Below are 19,783 nucleotides of genomic sequence, written 5' to 3' on the forward strand. Positions count from 1 at the left end.
GCGCCCTCCATCACCCTTCCGGCGTCGATGCAAGGCTTTCTTCGATCGCCGTCACCCATGCGCCTTCGTAGTGATATTCGGCGACGACATATTTCGCATCCGTTCCACGATGTTCGAAGCGCCAGCGCAAGGTGCTGTCGGGGGATTGGCGCACATCGCCCGGACGCTCGGCGAGCGGCGATGCGGATGGCGGGGGCGGCACCGGACTGCCCGGTCGCGGACAGGTCGCGACCAGACCTTCGACCGCGTCGATCGCGGTGACGACGATGTCGCCATCCTCGAATTGCGGGCGCGGCGGAGGCTGCGGCACATCCGGCCCGGCAACATCGTAGACCCAGAGATAGGTCCCATCCGCCTGCCTCTCCCAGACGGTCACGTAATTGCCGACCAGCCCTTGCGGATTGCGAAAGCGTCCCTGGCTGATCGCAAGCGCCCCATCACAGCTCATGACTACCGCGCGCGGCCCCCATTGAACGGGCTCGGCGGGGTCGGACAGGCTCGCGAACAGCGCCTCCGCCGCAACCGGTCCGCTGCGCCCGTGAATGACAGCGCCCGGAGCTGCGAAATTGCCGTGTGCCGTCCATTGCCCCTCTTCGCGCGCGGCCCGGGCGAAGGCGATTTCGGTCTTGACGATGGCGCTGGGCTGCGCCGCGCCGGGCGCGGTTTTCAGCGCGCGGGCGATGACGGTGTCGGATGGACCCCTCGGGCGGCTCGGCCCGCATGCCGCGAGCGCGAAGGTCGCTATTGCGAGCAAGGTAAGGCTGGCGGCGGTTTTCATAAGTCTTGCAGAACCTCAAGTCCTTCATTGCGATAGGCGGCAACCAGCGTGTTACGCAGCAGGACCGCGATCGTCGTCGCCCCCACCCCGCCGGGAACGGGCGTGATGGCGCGGACATGTTCCGTCGCTTCATCATAGGCCACGTCGCCCACGATCCGCCCCTTCGCTTCGCCCGGTTCGGGGTCGAGCCGATTGATGCCACCGTCGAGTACGACAGAGCCCGGCTTGAGCCAGTCGCCACGGATCAGATTGGGCACCCCCACCGCAGCCACCACGATATCCGCGCGTCGAAGCAAGCTCTTGAGATCACGCGTACGGCTATGCGCCATCGTTACGGTGCAATTTTCCGAAAGGAGCAGCTGTGCCATAGGTTTGCCGAACAGGATCGAGCGTCCGATCACCACTGCATCGAGACCGCTCAGATCGTCGAAAAGGTCGCGCAGCAAAAGCAGGCATCCCAGAGGCGTACATGACACAAGCGTATCCATGCCGAGAACCAGTCGACCCGCGTTCGTCGGCGTGATGCCATCGACGTCCTTATTCGGGTCGATCGTTGCGATGACAGCTTTCTCGTCGAGATGTTTCGGCAAAGGCAATTGGACAAGAATGCCGTCGACAGCTTCGTCCGCGTTCAGCCTTTCGACCAGATCGATCAACGTTTGCTGGTCGGTATCCGCGGCAAGGCGATGTTCGAAGCTCGCCATGCCCGCAGCGATGGTCGCCTTCCCCTTCGCGCGGACATAAACCTCGCTCGCGGGATCCTCGCCGACCAGCACGACGGCAAGCCCGGGTTTGCGCCCAGTCTGCTCGGCAAAGGTGTTCGCCTGCGCGCCGACCCGCTCGCGCAGCTTCGCGGCGAACGCCTTGCCGTCGATCCGCTCGGCGCTCATGCAGCGGCGGTGATGATGTTGCGCAGCACGATCAGCACGATCTGCGCGCCCACGATCAGCACCAGCGGCGAGAGGTCGAGCGCGCCGGTCTGCGGCATGACATTGCGGATCGGGCGCAGGACCGGATCGAGCAGGCGATTGATGGATTCGTAGACCTGGCGCAGGAAGTCGTTCGACGGGTTGACGACGTTGAAGGCGAATAGCAGCCCGATCACGAACTGGATGATGATGAGCATCACGAAGACCTGCACCAGCAGCTCGATGATCTCGTAGAGGGCGAAAAGTCCTTGCATGTATCCTGTCTCGAAGCCTTGTGTTCAGAAAGCCGCCTTAGCCGGTCGGCAAATGGATGTAGTTGCTCGTAGCCGTATTATCCAGCTAATACGCCAATGATCGAGGCGCATCATGCGGGCCAGCCGCTCCCGCCCCTCTTTCATACCGCCGCCTGGCGCACCAGCGTGCCGGCGCCGCGCGCGGTGAAGAACTCCAGCAGCATGGCGTGCGGCACCCGTCCGTCCAGCACCACCGCCGCCTCGCAGCCCGCTTCGACCGCGGCCACGCAGGTTTCCAGCTTCGGCACCATGCCGCCGCTGATCGTGCCCTCCTCCCGCAAACGGGCGATGTCCGCGGGCGTGAGTTCGGGCAGCAACGCGCCCTGGCTGTCGAGCACGCCGGCAACGTCGGTCAACAAGAAGAGCCGCGCCGCCCCCAGCGCGGCGGCGATGGCGCCGGCCATGGTGTCGGCATTGATGTTGTAGGTCGCGCCGTCCCTGCCGCCCGCTATCGGGGCGATGACCGGGATCATCCCGGCGGCGACCGCGGTATCGATCAGGCTGGTATCGACATGCTCTGGTTCGCCCACGAAGCCCAGGTCGACGACGCGTTCGATCAGGCTGTCGCTGTCGCGGGTGGTGCGCTCGACCTTGCGCGCGGTGACCAGCTTGCCGTCCTTGCCCGATACGCCGATCGCCTTGCCGCCCGCCTGGTGGAGCCAGCCGACCAGTTCCTTGTTGATCGCGCCCGACAGGACCATTTCGGCCACCTTCGCCGTCGCCTCGTCGGTGACGCGCAGGCCATCGACGAAGGTGCTCTCGACCCCCAACCGGCCCAGCATCTCGCCGATTTGCGGTCCGCCGCCATGCACCACCACCGGATTGATGCCGACCGCCTTCAGCAGCACGATATCCTCGGCGAAGTCGCGCGCGGCGCGCGGTTCGCCCATCGCGTGGCCGCCATATTTGACGACGAAGGTGCGCCCGGCATAGCGCTGGAAGTAGGGCAGCGCCTCGATCAGCACTTCGGCCTTGGCGAGGTCGCGCGTCCCGTTGGCAGGCGAGCCTGCGATAGCACCGCTCTGTTCCTGCGACGTCATCGCATTTCCCTCTTCGTTGGCTCGCGCATCATGTGGGGCGCTTAGACGTTCGGCCGACGGGTTGGAAGGGTGCGGCGCAGCGAAGGGGCTTGCCGCGGCGGGTACGATCCGTAGACTGCATCGTGGGCGATCAAACATGCAAGGGGATCACACATGGAAGACCGGACCAAATCTCAGGAGGCGGACCCGGCCGCCACGCACACCGATACGCGCAGCGCCGCCCCCGGTTCGAGCCACCCGCCGAGCACCGGGCCTTCCGGCAGCAGCCCGGCCAATACGACCGGCTTCGACTTCAACCAGCCGACGATCATCGCGCTGTGCTATCTCGGCAGCTTCGTGACCGGGATCAGCGGGCTGGTCGGCATCGTCCTTGCCCACGTCTGGCAGGGCGAGAACCGGGAGGGCTGGGCCGCCTCGCACTTCACCTATCTCATCCGCACCTTCTGGATCGGCTTCGCCGCCAGCCTGGTGGCGCTGGTGCTCAGCTTCGTGCTGATCGGGTTCCTGCTCTATCCGATCATCGCGGTCTGGGTCGGCATTCGCAGCGTCATGAGCCTCATCAAGGCGCAGCGCCGCGAGCCGATCGCGGATCCGAACACGCTGGCGTTCTAACACGGCTCTCTAAGACGGCCATCTAAACTCGCAACCGAACACGACGAGGGCGCGGTATGGTTTGTCGCCATACCGCGCCCTTGTCTTTGTAGGAAAGGGCGAAACCTAGTCGGTCGTCGTCGTCTCGTTGGCGGTCGCGCTGCTCGCCGGCATCGCGCTGTCGGCGGTGATGTCGTTGGTCGGCTCGGCGCCCGAGGGCGCTTCGTCCTCGCTTGTATCTTCGGGACCATAGGCGTTTTCGCCCGGCACGGCGGTCACCGGACTGGCATCGCCTTCGGGGTTGGGAACGCCGATACCGGGCGCGTCGGCGGAGACGACGCTGCCGTCCTCGGCGGGCGATTCGCCGATCACTTCGGGTTCGGTCGAACAAGCCGCCAGGGTGAAGCTCAGCGCGGTTGCGCTGGTCAGGAAGGCGGCGATGGGTTTGAACGTTTGACGCATTGGTAAGCCTTGGGTTTGTCGTGTCAGGTTTGCCCAATCAACGCCGCGGACCGCTCGCAGTTCCGCCGGCGCAGCCATCCGTCCCGAAGCGCATTGCCCTTCGGCTCAATACTCGTCGGGCTGCAGGCCGCGCTCCTCGCCGCGCTGGGTGCCGTCCTCGCCGCTTGGCAGGATGTTCTCGCCTTCGGACAGTTCCGCATTGCTCGACGCCTCTCCTTCGGGATCGACCGCATCGACCCCCGGCACCGCCTGGACGATCGCGGGATCGCTGATCGTGTCGGGTTCCTCGGCGATCGTGGGTTCGGGCATGTCGTCCACGCCGGCATTGGCGCTTTCGTCCTCGGCGGTGCAGGCGGCGAGCGCAAAGGCCAGCGCGAGCGGGGTGGTGAGAGCCATGGTGCGGCTGCGGAAGGGGATGCGCATTGGGGATTCCTCCTACGTAACTGCCCTATGCAATGCCGCGGCGCGGAGTCGGGTTCCCGCATCGCCCTTAAGCAAGCGCCGATCCGAGCCCACCGCCTGCCGACCCGCCGCGCATTGGGCTGGCCGGGTTCGTGCGACCAAACCCTACAGGATGGAACAGGTGGAACACGGTCCTGGGCGGAAAATGCCGACTGTGTCACCCTGGCCCGCAAAAGCGTCACTCTAGGCCCCAAAGTGTCACTCTTTCGCGGCAAAGTGTCACCCTGCCGGGCGCGGAGCGTCCCTGTCTGGCAAGGCGAGGTGCGGCGGAAGATCGGGAGCGGACGCATCGGCATAACCGGCCCGCAATAGCGCGCGGCGCCGCATGTAGGAAACGGCGCCCGCGTCTCTTTGGGCTTGTCGGGGCATATCTGGCCAAAGAGTCATCCGCACCGTTTCTCCTGACATCCCCGCCCGTTACTCGTCATCCCCGCGAAGGCGGGGATCCCGCTTCTTCTGAACCCGCCGAGCAGAAGTGAGCTGGACCCTGGATCCCCCGCCTGCGCGGGGACAGGCAAGTTCGGGGTGACGGTTGTGGGGAGAGATAGTCATCCCCGCGGGAGCGTGGACCCAGCTTCTTCCGGGTCCGCCCGCCAGAAGTAAGCTGGACCCCTGCCTTCGCAGGGGTAACGAGATGGTCTGCTAACGGTGATGATCGACGACCCGCTGACACAGGGCCACGAATTCCTCGTGGCTCATATCGTTCTTGGCATCGTTGTGCGCCACCCGCAGATGACGAAGCGCCAGGAGCCGTCCGGCTCGAATACGTGGTCGACCGATACGCTCTTTTGTTGGAAGGCTCAAAAGAGCACCGCGGCGAGCGGCGAAACGTCTGCAATTAAGTGGCAAGCGGACCACTACCTCCGACGTCATCCCGGACTTGATCCGGGATCAGGCTTCTTTTGGCAGCCCCGAGCAGAAGAAAGCCAAGCCCCGGATCCCCCGCCTGCGCGGGGGCAGGCAAGCATCTCCAGAGCTTGTCGAAGGGTCCGGGGCGACGTTTAGGGGAACGGTGGGAAGACGACCGGTGCCCACCCTACCAGAAATAGACCACCACAAACGCCCCCGCACATAGCTGCAACCCCGCGACCATGTGGAGGTGCGTGCTGAAGGGCTGTTTGCGGGTCTTGTGCCGGAACAGCGCGCGGCCTGCATAGGCGCCGCCGATCCCGCCGATCAGCGCAAGGTTCAAAAGCGTCGCTTCGGAAATGCGCCGGTTTCCCTTCTCGGCATAGGACTAGTCCAGACCGAAGGCGGCAAAGGCGAGGAGATTGACCACGGCAAGCGCGGTAATCCAATCGGCCGGGCCGACACCGAGTTCGCTGAAGGGCATGGGGGCGGATTAGCACGCGAGGAATTGAGGAACCCTTGCCACCGAAAGCGCGCCCCCATCCTCCCTCGTCATCCCCGCGAAGGCGGGGATCCCGCTCCTTTTGGAACTGCCGAGCAGAAGTAAGCTGGACCCCGGATCAAGTCCGGGGTGACTATTAGGGACGGCGTGAACGAAATTCATCACGGCCAGCGCGGTGATTCGGACGACCGGGCCGACACCGAGTTCGCTGAAGGACATAGGCGCTTTCACACAGGAAAGAGCTCTGTAATCAATTGGATGATCTGACTTAGTTGACCAGAGAAGATCAAGTACGCTGTTGCAAGGACATGAGGTTTCGCGGCGTTTTTTCCGGCTTCTTTGAAGAACTCTTCGAAGAAGAATTTCTGATGTTTTCCAACCCACTCAATGATCTTATTGCCTGTGTTTCGTAGGACATTTTTGGCCGCGCCGATTTTGTCAAAGTTAGGCGATTGGCTCTCAATCTCCGCTGATAGTTCATTTAATGCCGAGCCCACCTCATCTAATTCTCTTGCAGTTAGCGCTGATCCACCGGGCGGATTATTGTGTCCTATCAACCCATCTTTGGCACTCACACCTTGTTGCTGCCTAATGGACGCAAGGGTTTCTCGTGCCCTTATGATTGGTTCGCGAGCCCCTAATCTTGCAAGCTCTATGTTCGAGGCGTCCGGCTTCTCACCACTTTCTTCTTCGGATTTTCGGATCAGCCGACCTCGCTCGAGTCTGTAAAACCTAAAGACCGGATTCTTTATCATTGGCCGCAGCACGTGAGCGCCATCAAATCGTGTGGTTTCGTCGGCGACTGCTCCCGTCAGATCGTTATCTTCCACCAACCGAACATTCTGCAAATCAGCTCCGCGCAGGTCAGCTTGGCAAAGGTTCGAGTTGTTGAATATCGCGCCCCGCAAGCTCGCGTTGATAAGGACAGCTTTATCAAAATTCGTGTGTACGAAGCTCGTTGACGTGGCGATGCAGCCATCCAAATTTGCGCCGCTCAAGTTTGTTTGGGTGAAGCTTGCGCGTGTCAAGATTGAGCGCCGCAAGTTCGTTCGCGGGAGTTCCGCATGATCAAATTTCGCGCCGGAGAAATCTCTGTGACTTAGGGACAAGCCGGCAAGGGTTGCTCCGCGAAAATCAGCATTTACGAGGTCTTTTTCTCCGGCATTGAGCGCCGCTATATCGGTCGGGTCCGCCACCTATCAGACTGGACCTACTCCGCAGCCTCAACCCCAAACAAACCCGGACCGCCGTCCTCGGCCTCGTCCTCGTTCACAGCCTTCGCCTTCTGGCGCTTATCGAAGCTCGACCACACGTCGTTCCAGTTGCCGGTCGTCGCGCCCTTCGAATACTCCGTCGCGCGGGTTTCGAAGAAGTTGGCGTGCTCGACGCCGTTCAGAAGCGGGGCGAGCCAGGGGAGCGGGTGCTCCTCGACCATGTAGATTTCCGTGAGGCCCAGCTGCTTGAGGCGCCAGTCGGCGATGTAGCGGATGTAGCGCTTGATTTCCTTGGCCGTCATGCCGTTCACCGGGCCCATCTCGAAGGCGAGGTCGATGAAGGCGTCTTCGAGGCGCACGGTCTTCTGGCAGATGTCGATGATGTCTTCCTTCACCGCCTTGGTCAGGCAGTCGCGCTCCTCGCAGAAGGTGTGGAACATCTTGATGATGCCTTCGCAATGCAGGCTTTCATCGCGCACCGACCAGCTGACGATCTGGCCCATGCCCTTCATCTTGTTGAAGCGCGGGAAGTTCATCAGCATGGCGAAGCTCGCGAACAGCTGAAGCCCCTCGGTAAAGCCGCCGAACATGGCGAGCGTGCGGGCAATATCCTCGTCATTGTCGACGCCGAATTGCTGCATGTAATCGTGCTTGTCCTTCATCTCCTCGTAATCGAGGAAGGCGGCATATTCGCTCTCGGGCATGCCGATCGTGTCGAGCAAGTGGCTGTAGGCCGCGATGTGCACCGTCTCCATATTGGAGAAGGCGGTGAGCATCATCTTGATCTCGGTCGGCTTGAACACGCGGCCATATTTGTCGTGGTAGCAATCCTGCACCTCGACATCGGCTTGAGTGAAGAAGCGGAAGATCTGGGTGAGCAGGTTGCGCTCGTGCTCGGTGATTTTCTGCGCCCAGTCGCGGCAATCCTCGCCCAGGGGCACTTCCTCGGGCATCCAATGGATCTGCTGTTGCCGCTTCCAGAACTCGTAAGCCCAGGGATATTCGAACGGCTTGTAGGTCTTGCGGGCTTCGAGCAACGACATCTTGTGTTTCCTTCGGTTCGCTTGAACGACTCATATAGGGAATCATGCCGGCTTTTCGAAGGCAAGCGGGGTCACGCGGCTGGGGATAGAGCGTGCAAAATGCGAGTCGAATGGATGGGGCGGGCCGGGCTCGGAACCGGCGGCGTGGTCTCTGGGTTGGTCAGGTGACAGGCGCACCCCCCTTCCCCCCGCGCCGACATGCACAATCAGGAGACAGATCATGGGCGACAATCCGCTCAAAGGCCCCTACCCCGATGGCGACAGCCGCAACGTGACGCTGACGCGCAAGAACAACACGATCGAGCCGCCGCGCACCGGTCCGCGCGAAGGAGAGGCGCGGGCCGAGGCCGAACGCCGCGACGACGTGGAGCCGGATGTGGAAGAACATGGCCGCACGAGAGAGGTGCCGGCCGACACGACGCGGGCCGATGCCGCGCATGGCACCACGGGCGGCGCGGACCTTGCCACCGGATCGCCCAGCGGCGCGGTGAGCCAGACGCGGCTGAGCGACACCTCGCGCGATCCAGACCGACGCTCGGATAGCTAATCGCCGGCACTGCCGGCGACGGTTTCGTACGCGCTACATACCCGCCGCTGCGATCACGGCCATCCACATGAAGGGCAGCGCGAGCAGTCCGACGACCATATGCAGTCGCCCGGCATTCGCCGCGTGCCCCTCGGGTCCGCGCGTCAGGCGGATGCCGTTGAGGATGAAGCCCAAGAGGACGATCGTCCCGATAATGCCGACCCAGATTTCGCTTGCCATGATCCCGCATTCCTTCGTCTGAACCGGGAGGATGCCATAAATCTGGGCTGTGCGCGAGTGGGCTTCGCCGGGCGGCTCAGCAGAAGCGCTGCGGTTTCATGTCGCTGATGTCATCGAAAACCATGCGGCGCGCCGCGATGACGGGATCGGGCACGTGGCTTGCTTGGAATGCGTCGAATTGCGCCTCGCTGAGCGGTGCCTGAAAGCCGATACCGACCTCGCCGTCCGACACCCATTTGACGATCGCGCGGTGTGGGCCGGTGCCGGCGACGAAGATCTGGATCGGCGCCCCCAGCGCAAAGCGCCGCCCGCCACAATCGAACCGGCAGCCGCCCACCGAAAGATCGCGCAAGACGACATCGCGCGGCTCGCCCAGATCGGCGAGATAATGTCCGGGCAGGTTGATCGTCTTGCGCATGGTCTGGCGGGTACGCATGCGTGCCGACTTAATGAATGTTGGTTAAAGGGGGGTGGATCTGGGCGCCGCGCCGATACGTAAGAGCCCCCGCATGGCGCTCTGCCATGTGGGGGCCTCAAACAAGACTATGCAGCCTGCAGGTTCGCGGGCGGTCTAACGCCATGTCGAAGGTCAGTCTCAATCGCCAACCTAGTTCGTCGATCCGCTCCTCCAGTGACCAACGCGGCGATGTGAGTGGGACCGTAAATTGCAATGCGTGGCCAAGCGTGATGACTAACGCTGAAGGAATTTAAGCGGTCAGCGAAACTGTCGGTTTCGCCCACATAGATAGCTTCGTATCTGAAGCCATCAGAACGGCAGAACACATACACACCGGCCGTGGGGTTAAACATCGTTCCAAGGGGATGCACTTCGAACGAATGACGGAGGCCGCTCTGTCCTAACCAATACACAACTGACATCTGAAAACCTTTCATACATTGCTGAAGGGATTGACGTCAGACGTGACTTAGATTCAAAGGCACTTGAACGGTCTGCCATCCCTTCGATGGACGATCGAGGCCCGGAACCAGCCGCAAACTGGTCCGGGCCACTATTTTTCCGGATTACTGGACCGGAAACTCGATTGATTTCTTCTCCTACTGACAGCTCAGACATTCCTCGTAATCGGTCTGCTCGCCAGCGGCTGCGCTGAGCTCGATCTTAGCCGCTTCGCCGGTATTGTCCGCTTCGACGCCGCCGGCAAAGCCTGCGCGCTGGACCGATTTCGAGCGCAGGTAATAGAGCGACTTGATGCCCTTCTCCCACGCCTGGAAGTGCAGCATCATCAGATCCCACTTGTCGACATCGGCAGGGATGAACAGGTTCAGCGACTGCGCCTGATCGATATACGGCGCGCGGTCGGCGGCGAATTCGAGCAGCCAGCGCTGGTCGATCTCGAAGCTGGTCTTGAAGCTTGCCTTTTCCTCGGTGGTGAGGAAATCGAGGTGCTGGACGCTGCCGCCCTTTTCCAGGATCGAGTTCCAGACATTGGTCGAGTTCTTGCTCTTCTTGTCGAGCAGCTTTTCCAGATACGGGTTCTTCACGATGAAGCTGCCCGACAAAGTCTTGTGGGTGTAGATGTTGGCCGGGATCGGCTCGATGCAGGCGCTGGTCCCGCCGCAGATAATGCTGATCGACGCGGTCGGCGCGATCGCCATCTTGCAGGAGAAACGCTCCATGGCGCCCATTTCGGCCGCGTCGGGACACGGCCCGCGCTCCTGGGCAAGCAGCATCGAGGCTTCGGATGCCTTGGCCTGGATATGCTTGAACATCTTGAGGTTCAGCGCTTTCGCCATCGCGCTTTCGAAGCCCAGCCCCTTCGACTGCAGGAAGGAGTGGAAGCCCATGACGCCAAGGCCGACCGAACGCTCGCGCTCTGCGGAGTACTTGGCGCGCGCCATCTCGTCGGGCGCGCGGTCGATATAGTCCTGCAGGACGTTGTCGAGGAAGCGCATGACGTCTTCGATGAACTGCTTGTCGGTCGACCACTCTTCCCACTTTTCGAGGTTGAGCGAGGAGAGGCAGCACACCGCCGTGCGATCGTTGCCGAGATGGTCGATGCCGGTCGGCAGCGTGATTTCGCTGCACAGGTTCGAGGTCGAGACCTTGAGACCCAGCTCGCGGTGATGCTTGGGCATCATGCGGTTCACCGTGTCGTTGAAGACGATATAGGGCTCGCCGGTTGCGAGCCGGGTTTCGACCAGCTTCTGGAACAGCGAACGCGCATCGACGGTGCTGCGAACCTCGCCCGTCTTCGGCGATTTGAGTTCGAATTCGGCCCCGTCGCGCACGGCTTCCATGAATTCGTCGGTCAGCAGCACGCCGTGATGGAGGTTCAGCGCCTTGCGGTTGAAGTCGCCCGAGGGTTTGCGGATTTCAAGAAATTCCTCGATCTCCGGGTGGCTGACGTCAAGGTAGCATGCCGCCGAGCCGCGCCGCAGCGAGCCTTGCGAGATCGCGAGCGTGAGCGAATCCATCACCCGCACGAAGGGGATGATGCCGCTGGTCTTGCCGTTGAGGCCGACCGGTTCGCCGATGCCGCGGACATTGCCCCAATAGGTGCCGATGCCGCCGCCCTTGGAAGCGAGCCAGACATTCTCGTTCCAGGTGCCCACGATCCCGTCGAGGCTGTCGGAAACCGAGTTGAGGTAGCAGGAGATCGGCAGGCCCCGCGACGTGCCGCCATTAGACAGCACCGGGGTGGCGGGCATGAACCACAGGTTCGAGATGTAGTCGTAGAGACGCTGTGCATGCTCGGCATCGTCGGCATAGGCATCCGCAACGCGCGCAAAGAGATCCTGATATGTCTCGCCGGGCAGCAGGTAGCGATCGGTCAGCGTTTCCTTGCCGAATTCGGTGAGGTTTGCATCGCGCGCTTCGTCGACGACGATGTCGAAGCGGCGCGGGTTCACCTTCTTGCTGCCTTCCGCCTTCTCGCTTCCGGCAGCCGCCATGGCCTTGCCCAGCGCCTCGGCGCCTTTGGCCGCCACCAACGCGTCGCTTCCCACATCTGCCTTGTCCATCGTCACGGCCTTTTCCTGCTTCGTCGGGGCGTCTCGAACCTCGCCCGTGTCGCCATCGCTTGCCACGTCGTCGCTCGCCTTGAATTCCATCATTCGCCCCACTTCACCCTTTTCTTCGAATCGGAACGCCGCCGATCCACATCTGACCACCTATAACGCAAAAGCCGCTTTGTTCCGATTCTGTTCCAGCCCACTTCATCGACAGCCTGTGCACCGTCCTGTCCCCGGTATCGGCCCATCTGATGGCCTTTTCCGAAAGCGCCGCCGCACCAAACCTGCGCCCGTTTCGCACCCCCTCCAGCGACTCCCCGCCCGTTCGCCCCTGTCCAGTTTCATGGGGCGGCCTTCACGAAAAACTACCAGTGTTTGGGGGTCCTGTGCGAACCGAACCACCAGATGATGAATCAGCGCGGAGGTAGGGTCAACGCCTGATTAACCCTTATCAGGCGTGCGGGCATGGTGTGTTAGGCGATTGCAACGCCGCGACGCGTGGACCGAGCTTGAGTCGTCCAGCGCGCAAGCCCCAAAGTGAATCTGTGAAGAAAAATATGGTGATTGAATCAATCGAATCCAGCGATGGATCGATCGAACCGGGAAACGCAATAACTTTGCGTTACGGCCGAGCCCCGAACGAAAAAGGCCCCGCACGCAGCGGGGCCTTCATGGAACGCATTGGCGCTACCGGCTTATTCCATTTCGTCGGCGACCTCGTTCACTGCGTCGGCGCGTTCCTCGCCCATCTCCTCGACGGCGTCGGCACGCTCATCGAGCCGTTCCTCGCCCGCTTCGGTCATGGCGTTGTCGGCCTGGTCCTCGAGCATATCGGCGCGATCATCGCTCGACTCCTCGATCATGTCGGCGCGTTCTTCGAGGGCGTCGCCGGTTTCCTCGGTCGCGGAATCGGGACCGCAGGCAGCGAGCAGGGCAATGGCGGGCAGAGCGGCAAGTGCAGTCAGTTTCATCGTGTATCTCCGGCATATAGGAGGATTATGCTTCGCTCTGCTCGGCCAACCCATATCGCGGCCGCGCAAAGCAATCGGCTTTCTACAGCATTAACAATCCAATCCAAGCGGCGTTCCTATTTTCGCCACAATCGAAGTGGCGCGCGCACGTTTGGGGCTTGGCGCTAGCCGCTATCGGCATCTGTTTCGGGCTGCTGCGCCCTTTCCAACCTCTGAGCTTTTTTACTCCCGACGCGCTCCTCACTTTCGCTTTCTGCGCTCCGCCGATAACCTGCGTCAGTCCGCCTCGCTGCTCGCCGTCGCCTTTGCCGATTTCGCGTGCTGCGCGATCTCGCTCGCCAGCGGCTCGATCAGTTCGGGCGGCAGATCGTGGCCCCAGCCGGGATAGGTGACCAGCTTCGCGCCCGGAATGTGCTTCGCGGTGTCCTCGCCCGCCTCGAGCTTCACCAGTGGATCGTCCTCGCCGTGCAGCACCAGCGTCGGCACCGATACCTTGGCCAGCCGTTCGCGCCGGTCGCCATCGTCGATGATCGCGGCGAGCTGGCGCGGCAGGCCGGGTGGATAGACGCTGCGGCGCACATTCGTCAGCGTGCGCTCGCGCTGGCGCTCATGGTCGAAAGGATAGCCCGGACTGCCGATATTGCGCGCGATGTTGAGCCCGTGTTCGACCACCGCCTCCTCCTCGAGCGAAGGCAGCGGCTTGGTCAGCGCGTCGATCGCGCTCTTTTCCGCCTGCGGCAGCTTGGCATGGCCGGTGGTCGACATGATCGACGTGAGCGAGAGCAGCCGATCGCCGTGATGGATCGCCATCAGCTGCGCGATCATGCCGCCCATCGACGCGCCCACCACATGCGCCCTGTCGATACCGAGCGCGTCGAGCAGGCCGGCGGCATCGTCGGCCATGTCCTTCAGCGTATAGGGGACCGAGGCGGGGAAGCCGACGCGCTTTCGCAGCACCTGCAAGACCGGGCGCGGCGCCTTGGCGCCCTCCATCTTCTGCGACAGGCCGATATCGCGATTGTCGAACCGGATGACGCGAAAGCCGTGGCCGACCAGCGCCTCGACGAATTCGTCCGGCCACAGCGTCATCTGCGCGCCGAGCCCCATGACGAGCAGCATCGGCTCGCCATCGCGATCGCCCTGTTCCTCGTAGAATAGCTCCAGATCGTTGGCTTCGATATGCGGCATGCGGGCGCTCCGGCAAAATGGCGAGCGCGGCGGTGGCCCGCTTCGATGGTTCGGTCGGAACCAAAGCGGGTTTGCCTGGCGAGATCAAGCCGCAGTTGGGGGCCGGGCGGCAGGTGGACGGGGAGCTGCCCCCGCCCCGCCCCCCGCGCGGGCCGTCACCCACCCAGGACGATCACGTCGCCTTCGTCCCGTCCCGCGGCGAGCCGCGCGGCTTCCGATTTGCGAAGCTGGGCGACGAGCACCTCATATTGCGCAGGATTGTCGGCGAAGATGAGGTTCGCGATGAACCGCGCCTTGTGCGCATTGCGGACCGGCACGTCGCTGAGATCGCCCAGTTTGCGCACCGCGAAGCGCGCCGCTCTGAGCGCCGTCCAGTCGGCGGAGTTCGACAGCACCTCGATGTTGCCCGGCCGCCCGCGCGCATTCATTTCGAAGGTCAGCTGGACGAGGCCCGGTCCCGGATTGGTATGGCGCATGCGCGGTTCGACTTCGAGCGCGCGATTGAGCTTGCGGGTGGCCCTTTCCTGCCAGGCGGTCATCTTCTCGGTCGAGGTGACGACGATATCGTCCGCGCGCTCGCTGGCATTTGCCGGGGTCAGCGGCAGCGCAAGAGCGAGCGTCAGAGCGGGCGCCAGTGGCAGGGCGGCGCGCAGGGGCGTGCGTAGAAGGGGCTGGGAATAAAGCATGGTGATCATCCTCTCGGTTCCGATTGGCAAAGATGATCGGCCGGAAGAATGCGAGCGGTCGTGGTATCAGTCCATACGCGCGGCAACATCGGCATCGTTCAGTCGATCCGCCGCCGGGGGAAGGATTTGAGGGTCGCGTTGGCTCCCACCCCCGGCGACGGTTCCCTTCTCGCGCGAATGACAGAATATTTCAAAGCAAGCTCGATAAACGACCTATCCTATCGTCAAGAAGGCGATCGGGATAGATAAACAACCAACCGAAGCCGATGAGCGTCGTTGCGCGATCTGCCTTCATTCAGCGGAGAGAGGCGAGTATGCGGTGTCAGCTTCGCCCGCCGTCAGGAGGCGGGCGAACCCCGCCAGTCGGGGCCGCCGATCGGAAGCCCCTCGCCTTCGAGCATATCGAGCACGCCGCCCTCTTCGGCCAGCACCCGCAGCGGCACCACCGCGACCGTCACGCCGTTCTGCCGCGCGGCATCGACGATCATCCCGGTCCAGACCTGCCTGATCTCCTCGCCCAATTCCGGGTCCGCCCAGGGCCAGCAACGGCCGAGCGCAATCTCGAGCGGGTTGTTCATCACCGCGGGAATGTCGAAGCTGCGCCAAGCGTCGCCGCGCGCGCGGATAATCGACGCTCCCGCCTCGGTCGCGCTCATTGCCGCCTCGAGGCAGGGGATATGGCTAACCGCGGGCGCATCGGCGAGATTGTCGAGCAGGTCCTCGCCGCGAAACCTTTCGGGCCGGACGATCCGCACATCGGCATCTTCGGCGGCCTTCTCGACCACTTCGGTCGCATCGTCGAGCGTGTCGTCGTCGAAATCGAGCCGCCGGGCGAGCAGATCGAAGCCGGTCATCAGGAAGGATCGGCGATCGTAATCGATGTCGTATTGCGCCTCGAGCGCGGCCAGCCGCGCGCGCTGATCGGCGTCGAGATAATCGCCCGCGACGCTCTTGCCCGGCAGTTTGGTGAAACGTCCGCCGCGGAAGATCAGCCGCAGAACGTCGCCCGGCGAGACCTTTGGTCGCGCGCGCAGGATGACGCGGTCGGCCTCGGCAGTGGCTTCCTCCAGCCGGTCCGGAAACCACGGCGTCGCCTCGGGCACCGCACGCAGCTCGCCCACGAGAATGACGGTGCCCGAGGCTGTGTCGATCGTCCACATCGGCGCGCCCGACCGCTGGGCGGTGACGACGATGGCGTTCTCGCTCGGCGGCGTGTCCTGCGCGAATGCGGGCGAAGACAGGGCGAGCCCGCAGATTGCGGGAATGAGGGCGATGCGCATCTTTCGGTCCTATCGCGGGTTGACTGCACGGTCTGTGAACGATCGGCGCGGGGTGAGCCTTCGTTTGCGCATGTAGAAGGTTTCGCTCACACATCGATAATTGTCATTCCCGCGAACGCGGGAGCCTAGGGCGGCTAAGCGCTACCTCTCCCCTGGGTCCCCGCGTTCGCGGGGATGACTTGGCGCGCTTACGGCACCAGCACAGTATCCTTCGCCACCTCCAGCGTGTCGGGATAGTCGAGCGTGTAATGCAGGCCCCGGCTCTCCTTGCGGGCGAGCGCGCTCTTTACGATCAGCTCCGCCGATTGCAGCAGATTGCGCAATTCGATGAGGTCCGTGGTGACGACGAAGCTGCCGTAATAATCCTCGATCTCGCGTTTCAGCAGGTCGATCCGGTGGAGCGCGCGTTCGAGGCGCTTGGTGGTGCGCACGATGCCGACATAGTTCCACATGAAGCGGCGGATCTCGGTCCAGTTCTGCTTGATGACGACCTGTTCGTCGCTGTCGGAAACGCGGCTTTCATCCCAGGGGAGGATGGCGGGGGGCGCAGCGAGTTCGTCCCAGCGCGCGAGGATGTCGCGCGCCGCCGCTTCGCCGAAGACGAAACATTCGAGGAGGGAATTGGAGGCGAGGCGATTGGCGCCGTGAAGGCCGCTCTCGGTGCATTCGCCCGCCGCCCACAAGCCCGGCAAGTCGGTGCGCGCGGCAAGGTCCACTACCACGCCGCCGCAGGTATAATGCTGCGCGGGCACGACCGGGATCGGCTCGCGCGTCATGTCGATACCGAGACCGAGCAGTTTTTCGTGGATCGTCGGAAAATGGCCCGTCACGAAATCGGCGGGCCGGTGACTGATATCCAGATGGACATAGTCGAGCCCGAACCGCTTGATCTGATCGTCGATTGCGCGCGCCACCACGTCGCGCGGGGCGAGCTCCATGCGCTCGGCATCGTAATCCGCCATGAAGCGGTGCCCGGTTTCCGGGTGTTTCAGATGGCCGCCCTCGCCGCGCACGGCCTCTGTAATGAGGAAGTTTTTGACCTCTAGATTGTAGAGGCAGGTCGGATGGAACTGCATCATCTCCATGTTGGAGACGCGCGCGCCGGCACGCCAGGCCATGGCGATGCCATCGCCGGTCGCGCCGCGCGGCGCGGTCGAAAACTGGTAGACGCGGCCCGCACCGCCCGCGGCCAGGATGGTGGCACGGGCGATATGACGCTCGACCCGGCCGCTTTCCTCGTCGAGCGCGTAGACGCCCCAGATATGGCCGGCAGCGGAAAACTGCTCGCGGTGGCGATCGGTGATGAAGTCGATGCAGGTCCGGCCCGGCAATAGCGTGATGTTCTCGTTCGCCTGCGCAGCCTCGAGCAGCGCGGATTGCACCGCCCAACCGGTCGCATCATCGACATGGACGATCCGGCGATGCGAATGCCCGCCCTCGCGGGTGAGATGAAGGGAGTCGGCATCTTCGTTGAAAGGCACGCCGAGTTCGACCAGCCGATCGATCGATTCCGGCGCGCGCTCGATCACGAATTCCACCGCCTCGCGGTCGTTCAGCCCGGCGCCGGCCACCATCGTGTCGCGCACGTGATGCTCGAACGTGTCGCCGGCATCCAGCACCGCCGCGATCCCGCCCTGCGCCCACGCGGTCGACCCGCCCGTAAGCGTGCCCTTGGCGAGCACCAGCACCTTCTTCGAGACCGCGAGTTCGAGCGCGGCGGTAAGCCCGGCGGCGCCCGATCCGATGACGATGATGTCATGCGCAGTGGCGATGGCGGCTGGCGGGACGGCGCAGGATTTGGGCATAAGCGCAGCGCCATGGCGTGCCTGCCTGCAACTGGCAAGCCCGGCGCAAACGCAGCGCTTCAACCATCAGTGGTCGCGCTCGCTTTAGTGGCGAAGTGACGAACCTCGCATCGCCCGCAATGACGACGGTGATGGGCAGGAACATCGCACCGATATTGCTAGCCTTATTCTCTTATGCCCCCGTCCCCGTCAGTTGGACGAAAACGTCCTCCAGATCCGCCTCGCGCGTGGTGACGTCCTCGATCGTCATGCCCTGGCTCTGCAGGATCGCGAGCACCTGGCCGGCGCTCACCTCGTCCTTGTCGTAGGTGATCTCGATCGAGCTTTCGCCGGTCAGTTCGACTTTACGGAAGGCGTCGTGTCGGGGCGGGGCGGATAGCTGCGAGGCCACCGAGACCGCGACGATCTTCTCGCGCGCCATGTCGACGAGGTCGCGCGTCGGCTTGTGCGCGATCAATTCGCCGTGATTGATGATAGCGATCTCGTCGCACAATTCCTCGGCCTCCTCGAGATAATGCGTCGTCAGCACCACGGTGACGCCTTCGCGGTTCATCCGGGCGACAAGCTCCCAGAGCTGGCGGCGCAGCTCCACATCCACCCCCGCGGTCGGCTCGTCCAGCACCAGGATCGGGGGCGAATGCACCATCGCCTTGGCGACCAGCAGGCGCCGCTTCATGCCGCCGGACAAGGTGCGCGCATAGGCGTCGCGCTTGTCGGAAAGCCGCACCGCTTCAAGCAGCGCCTCGCTGCGCCTGTCGCTCGCCGGAATCCCGTAGAAGCCGCCCTGGTTCTCGAGCACTTCGTAGGGCGTGAAGAAGGGGTCGAAGACGATTTCCTGCGGCACGATGCCGATCGCGCGGCTGGCATTGCGGCGCTGTTCGTCGATGTCGAAACCCCAGATTTCGCAAGCGCCCGAGGTCTTGTTGACGAGGCCGGCCAGGATGTTGATCAGCGTCGATTTACCCGCCCCGTTGGGGCCGAGCAGCCCGAAGATCGAGCCTTCGGGCACGTCGAAGCTCACGCCCTTGAGCGCGAGCTTGCCCTCGGCCTCCTCCCCCTTCGCGCGGGGCGGGGGCGCGTAGCGTTTGACCAGATTGTCGATGCGGATGGCGGGCGGGCTCATGTTACACCCGGCTTTAGAGGCCGCGCGTCATGACACAAGAGGGGCAATGTTTACGGCCATCCCCCCCGCGGACCTCCTGAAAGGTTAACCACCCGATCAGACCTTTCGCTTAGCTCATGGCCGGCACGTTGAACGAGGCTTCACCACGGCAGGTAACCATGGCACTCGCGAGATGGCTCATTATCGCAGGCGCGGCGATAAGCCTCCCCGTGGCGACGCAGGCACAGAGCGCAGACAACGCCGATGCCAGCGGGACGCTGCTCGATCAGCTGTCGGTCACCAAGACCAGCGCCCTCGATTTCGGCACTATCGCGGTGACCGGCGCGGGAACACTGATGCTGGCCCCCTCGCCATCGCCGCGCTGCGAGGCGACCGGCAGCGCGTTCGAGTTCCGGGTCGGCGGCACCCTCAATGTCGGCGAGGATCAGGCCCCCGGCACCTATTCAGGTGCCTTCGAGATCGGGCTCGACTGTCAGTAGGGATTGCGGCTCACGTTCCCGACTTCACGGTCTCGAGAGCGCGCTTGCCTTGGCCGGGATCGGCGCGTAATCGCTCGCGCGTGATGAACGTGCCTCCGCCCGAAGTGATCAAGGTCACCACGCGCCGCGTCAGCTGCGATGGCGCGAGCGACATTCGCGGTGGCAAGAACTATCGGCCCGCCGCGCTCGGCCATCCGCGCATCTATCTCGAGATCGACGAACACGGCTATGTCGATTGCGGCTATTGCGATCGGCGCTTCGTGCTCGAAGGTGGTCCGGCAGACGGCGTCGATCAGGCGAGCCTGCCCGACATTTCCGAAGGCGGCGATCCGGGTCATCGCTAGCGGCG

The 19,783-nt window shown here is 63.3% G+C and carries 21 protein-coding genes and 1 pseudogene; 4 read left to right on the top strand and 18 right to left on the bottom strand.

Going from position 1 to position 19,783, the window contains the following annotated elements; genetic code table 11:
• Window positions 1-10 precede the first annotated feature (10 nt).
• The 4 genes from V2I30_RS03110 to argB all read right to left on the bottom strand — a co-directional run bounded on the left by V2I30_RS03110 (window position 11) and on the right by argB (window position 3,040).
• A complete protein-coding gene (locus V2I30_RS03110; RefSeq protein WP_330660605.1) occupies window positions 11-778 on the bottom strand; it encodes a hypothetical protein in 768 nt (255 codons plus the stop codon).
• On the bottom strand, window positions 775-1,668 hold the full coding sequence (folD, locus tag V2I30_RS03115) for a bifunctional methylenetetrahydrofolate dehydrogenase/methenyltetrahydrofolate cyclohydrolase FolD (RefSeq protein WP_330660606.1): 894 nt from the start codon (window positions 1,666-1,668) through the stop codon (window positions 775-777). Before folD ends, V2I30_RS03110 begins: the two co-directional genes overlap by 4 nt.
• The gene (locus V2I30_RS03120; protein WP_330660607.1) at window positions 1,665-1,961 is read right to left on the bottom strand and encodes a YggT family protein; all 297 of its coding nucleotides are present in this window, start codon (window positions 1,959-1,961) and stop codon (window positions 1,665-1,667) included. Before V2I30_RS03120 ends, folD begins: the two co-directional genes overlap by 4 nt.
• A 140-nt stretch (window positions 1,962-2,101) precedes the next feature.
• Window positions 2,102-3,040, bottom strand: a complete 939-nt coding sequence (gene argB, locus V2I30_RS03125; RefSeq protein ID WP_330660608.1) for an acetylglutamate kinase — start codon at window positions 3,038-3,040, stop codon at window positions 2,102-2,104.
• 153 nt (window positions 3,041-3,193) lie between these two features.
• Here argB and V2I30_RS03130 point away from each other — a divergent pair, with 153 nt between their 5' ends.
• A complete protein-coding gene (locus tag V2I30_RS03130; RefSeq protein WP_330660609.1) occupies window positions 3,194-3,652 on the top strand; it encodes a DUF4870 family protein in 459 nt (152 codons plus the stop codon).
• A 105-nt stretch (window positions 3,653-3,757) separates the two neighbouring features.
• On the opposite strand, the gene V2I30_RS03135 is transcribed toward V2I30_RS03130, so the two are convergent.
• The 5 genes and pseudogenes from V2I30_RS03135 to V2I30_RS03155 all read right to left on the bottom strand — a co-directional run bounded on the left by V2I30_RS03135 (window position 3,758) and on the right by V2I30_RS03155 (window position 8,163).
• Entirely contained in the window at window positions 3,758-4,093 is a 336-nt protein-coding gene (locus V2I30_RS03135) for a hypothetical protein (RefSeq protein ID WP_330660610.1), read from the bottom strand.
• Between the two features lie 105 nt (window positions 4,094-4,198).
• Window positions 4,199-4,516, bottom strand: a complete 318-nt coding sequence (locus tag V2I30_RS03140) for a hypothetical protein (protein ID WP_330660611.1) — start codon at window positions 4,514-4,516, stop codon at window positions 4,199-4,201.
• 1,075 nt (window positions 4,517-5,591) lie between these two features.
• A pseudogene (locus V2I30_RS03145) lies at window positions 5,592-5,777 on the bottom strand (DUF1294 domain-containing protein); the annotation flags it as partial.
• Between the two features lie 356 nt (window positions 5,778-6,133).
• The gene (locus tag V2I30_RS03150) at window positions 6,134-7,102 is read right to left on the bottom strand and encodes a pentapeptide repeat-containing protein (RefSeq protein WP_330660612.1); all 969 of its coding nucleotides are present in this window, start codon (window positions 7,100-7,102) and stop codon (window positions 6,134-6,136) included.
• A 14-nt stretch (window positions 7,103-7,116) separates the two neighbouring features.
• Window positions 7,117-8,163 carry a ribonucleotide-diphosphate reductase subunit beta gene (locus tag V2I30_RS03155; RefSeq protein ID WP_330660613.1) on the bottom strand — a complete coding sequence of 349 codons (1,047 nt, stop codon included), beginning with the start codon at window positions 8,161-8,163 and terminating at the stop codon, window positions 7,117-7,119.
• Window positions 8,164-8,383: 220 nt separating this feature from the next.
• Between V2I30_RS03155 and V2I30_RS03160 the strand changes: the two genes are divergently transcribed.
• Window positions 8,384-8,710: a hypothetical protein gene (locus V2I30_RS03160; RefSeq protein ID WP_330660614.1), complete on the top strand. Its 327-nt coding sequence runs from the start codon at window positions 8,384-8,386 to the stop codon at window positions 8,708-8,710.
• Between the two features lie 33 nt (window positions 8,711-8,743).
• Here V2I30_RS03160 and V2I30_RS03165 read toward each other — a convergent pair whose 3' ends face one another.
• From V2I30_RS03165 to V2I30_RS03205, 9 genes are all read right to left on the bottom strand, one after another.
• The gene (locus tag V2I30_RS03165) at window positions 8,744-8,929 is read right to left on the bottom strand and encodes a hypothetical protein (protein ID WP_330660615.1); all 186 of its coding nucleotides are present in this window, start codon (window positions 8,927-8,929) and stop codon (window positions 8,744-8,746) included.
• Between the two features lie 76 nt (window positions 8,930-9,005).
• Window positions 9,006-9,365, bottom strand: a complete 360-nt coding sequence (locus V2I30_RS03170; RefSeq protein WP_330660616.1) for a PilZ domain-containing protein — start codon at window positions 9,363-9,365, stop codon at window positions 9,006-9,008.
• A 620-nt stretch (window positions 9,366-9,985) separates the two neighbouring features.
• On the bottom strand, window positions 9,986-12,001 hold the full coding sequence (locus V2I30_RS03175) for a ribonucleoside-diphosphate reductase subunit alpha (protein WP_330660687.1): 2,016 nt from the start codon (window positions 11,999-12,001) through the stop codon (window positions 9,986-9,988).
• Window positions 12,002-12,597: 596 nt separating this feature from the next.
• A complete protein-coding gene (locus tag V2I30_RS03180; RefSeq protein WP_330660617.1) occupies window positions 12,598-12,873 on the bottom strand; it encodes a hypothetical protein in 276 nt (91 codons plus the stop codon).
• Window positions 12,874-13,149: 276 nt separating this feature from the next.
• Window positions 13,150-14,061: an alpha/beta fold hydrolase gene (locus V2I30_RS03185; RefSeq protein WP_330660618.1), complete on the bottom strand. Its 912-nt coding sequence runs from the start codon at window positions 14,059-14,061 to the stop codon at window positions 13,150-13,152.
• A 155-nt stretch (window positions 14,062-14,216) separates the two neighbouring features.
• On the bottom strand, window positions 14,217-14,747 hold the full coding sequence (locus V2I30_RS03190) for a hypothetical protein (RefSeq protein WP_330660619.1): 531 nt from the start codon (window positions 14,745-14,747) through the stop codon (window positions 14,217-14,219).
• Between the two features lie 338 nt (window positions 14,748-15,085).
• Window positions 15,086-16,027: a TraB/GumN family protein gene (locus V2I30_RS03195; RefSeq protein ID WP_330660620.1), complete on the bottom strand. Its 942-nt coding sequence runs from the start codon at window positions 16,025-16,027 to the stop codon at window positions 15,086-15,088.
• Between the two features lie 188 nt (window positions 16,028-16,215).
• Entirely contained in the window at window positions 16,216-17,832 is a 1,617-nt protein-coding gene (gene nadB / locus V2I30_RS03200) for an L-aspartate oxidase (RefSeq protein WP_330660621.1), read from the bottom strand.
• 172 nt (window positions 17,833-18,004) lie between these two features.
• Window positions 18,005-18,955: an ABC transporter ATP-binding protein gene (locus V2I30_RS03205; RefSeq protein WP_330660622.1), complete on the bottom strand. Its 951-nt coding sequence runs from the start codon at window positions 18,953-18,955 to the stop codon at window positions 18,005-18,007.
• Between the two features lie 158 nt (window positions 18,956-19,113).
• On the opposite strand from V2I30_RS03205, the gene V2I30_RS03210 reads away from it, so the two are divergent.
• Together V2I30_RS03210 and V2I30_RS03215 are read left to right on the top strand one after the other, a co-directional pair.
• Window positions 19,114-19,434: a DUF4402 domain-containing protein gene (locus tag V2I30_RS03210; RefSeq protein WP_330660623.1), complete on the top strand. Its 321-nt coding sequence runs from the start codon at window positions 19,114-19,116 to the stop codon at window positions 19,432-19,434.
• Between the two features lie 83 nt (window positions 19,435-19,517).
• Complete coding sequence (locus V2I30_RS03215) at window positions 19,518-19,778, top strand: zinc-finger domain-containing protein (RefSeq protein WP_330660624.1); 261 nt, start codon at window positions 19,518-19,520, stop codon at window positions 19,776-19,778.
• Window positions 19,779-19,783 lie beyond the last annotated feature (5 nt).

This window comes from Erythrobacter sp., assembly GCF_036351135.1.
Classification (GTDB): domain Bacteria; phylum Pseudomonadota; class Alphaproteobacteria; order Sphingomonadales; family Sphingomonadaceae; genus Erythrobacter.

Excerpts from the sequence above, each read along its gene's own strand:
- V2I30_RS03210 (WP_330660623.1), top strand. The coding sequence starts at position 19,114 with ATGGCACTCGCGAGATGGCTCATTATCGCAGGCGCGGCGATAAGCCTC.
- V2I30_RS03180 (WP_330660617.1), bottom strand. The coding sequence starts at position 12,873 with ATGAAACTGACTGCACTTGCCGCTCTGCCCGCCATTGCCCTGCTCGCT.
- V2I30_RS03165 (WP_330660615.1), bottom strand. The coding sequence starts at position 8,929 with ATGGCAAGCGAAATCTGGGTCGGCATTATCGGGACGATCGTCCTCTTG.
- V2I30_RS03185 (WP_330660618.1), bottom strand. The coding sequence starts at position 14,061 with ATGCCGCATATCGAAGCCAACGATCTGGAGCTATTCTACGAGGAACAG.
- argB (WP_330660608.1), bottom strand. The coding sequence starts at position 3,040 with ATGACGTCGCAGGAACAGAGCGGTGCTATCGCAGGCTCGCCTGCCAAC.
- V2I30_RS03130 (WP_330660609.1), top strand. The coding sequence starts at position 3,194 with ATGGAAGACCGGACCAAATCTCAGGAGGCGGACCCGGCCGCCACGCAC.
- V2I30_RS03190 (WP_330660619.1), bottom strand. The coding sequence starts at position 14,747 with ATGCTTTATTCCCAGCCCCTTCTACGCACGCCCCTGCGCGCCGCCCTG.
- V2I30_RS03110 (WP_330660605.1), bottom strand. The coding sequence starts at position 778 with ATGAAAACCGCCGCCAGCCTTACCTTGCTCGCAATAGCGACCTTCGCG.
- V2I30_RS03155 (WP_330660613.1), bottom strand. The coding sequence starts at position 8,163 with ATGTCGTTGCTCGAAGCCCGCAAGACCTACAAGCCGTTCGAATATCCC.
- folD (WP_330660606.1), bottom strand. The coding sequence starts at position 1,668 with ATGAGCGCCGAGCGGATCGACGGCAAGGCGTTCGCCGCGAAGCTGCGC.
- V2I30_RS03215 (WP_330660624.1), top strand. The coding sequence starts at position 19,518 with ATGAACGTGCCTCCGCCCGAAGTGATCAAGGTCACCACGCGCCGCGTC.
- V2I30_RS03160 (WP_330660614.1), top strand. The coding sequence starts at position 8,384 with ATGGGCGACAATCCGCTCAAAGGCCCCTACCCCGATGGCGACAGCCGC.
- V2I30_RS03205 (WP_330660622.1), bottom strand. The coding sequence starts at position 18,955 with ATGAGCCCGCCCGCCATCCGCATCGACAATCTGGTCAAACGCTACGCG.
- nadB (WP_330660621.1), bottom strand. The coding sequence starts at position 17,832 with ATGCCCAAATCCTGCGCCGTCCCGCCAGCCGCCATCGCCACTGCGCAT.
- V2I30_RS03170 (WP_330660616.1), bottom strand. The coding sequence starts at position 9,365 with ATGCGTACCCGCCAGACCATGCGCAAGACGATCAACCTGCCCGGACAT.
- V2I30_RS03140 (WP_330660611.1), bottom strand. The coding sequence starts at position 4,516 with ATGCGCATCCCCTTCCGCAGCCGCACCATGGCTCTCACCACCCCGCTC.
- V2I30_RS03135 (WP_330660610.1), bottom strand. The coding sequence starts at position 4,093 with ATGCGTCAAACGTTCAAACCCATCGCCGCCTTCCTGACCAGCGCAACC.
- V2I30_RS03195 (WP_330660620.1), bottom strand. The coding sequence starts at position 16,027 with ATGCGCATCGCCCTCATTCCCGCAATCTGCGGGCTCGCCCTGTCTTCG.
- V2I30_RS03175 (WP_330660687.1), bottom strand. The coding sequence starts at position 12,001 with ATGGAATTCAAGGCGAGCGACGACGTGGCAAGCGATGGCGACACGGGC.
- V2I30_RS03120 (WP_330660607.1), bottom strand. The coding sequence starts at position 1,961 with ATGCAAGGACTTTTCGCCCTCTACGAGATCATCGAGCTGCTGGTGCAG.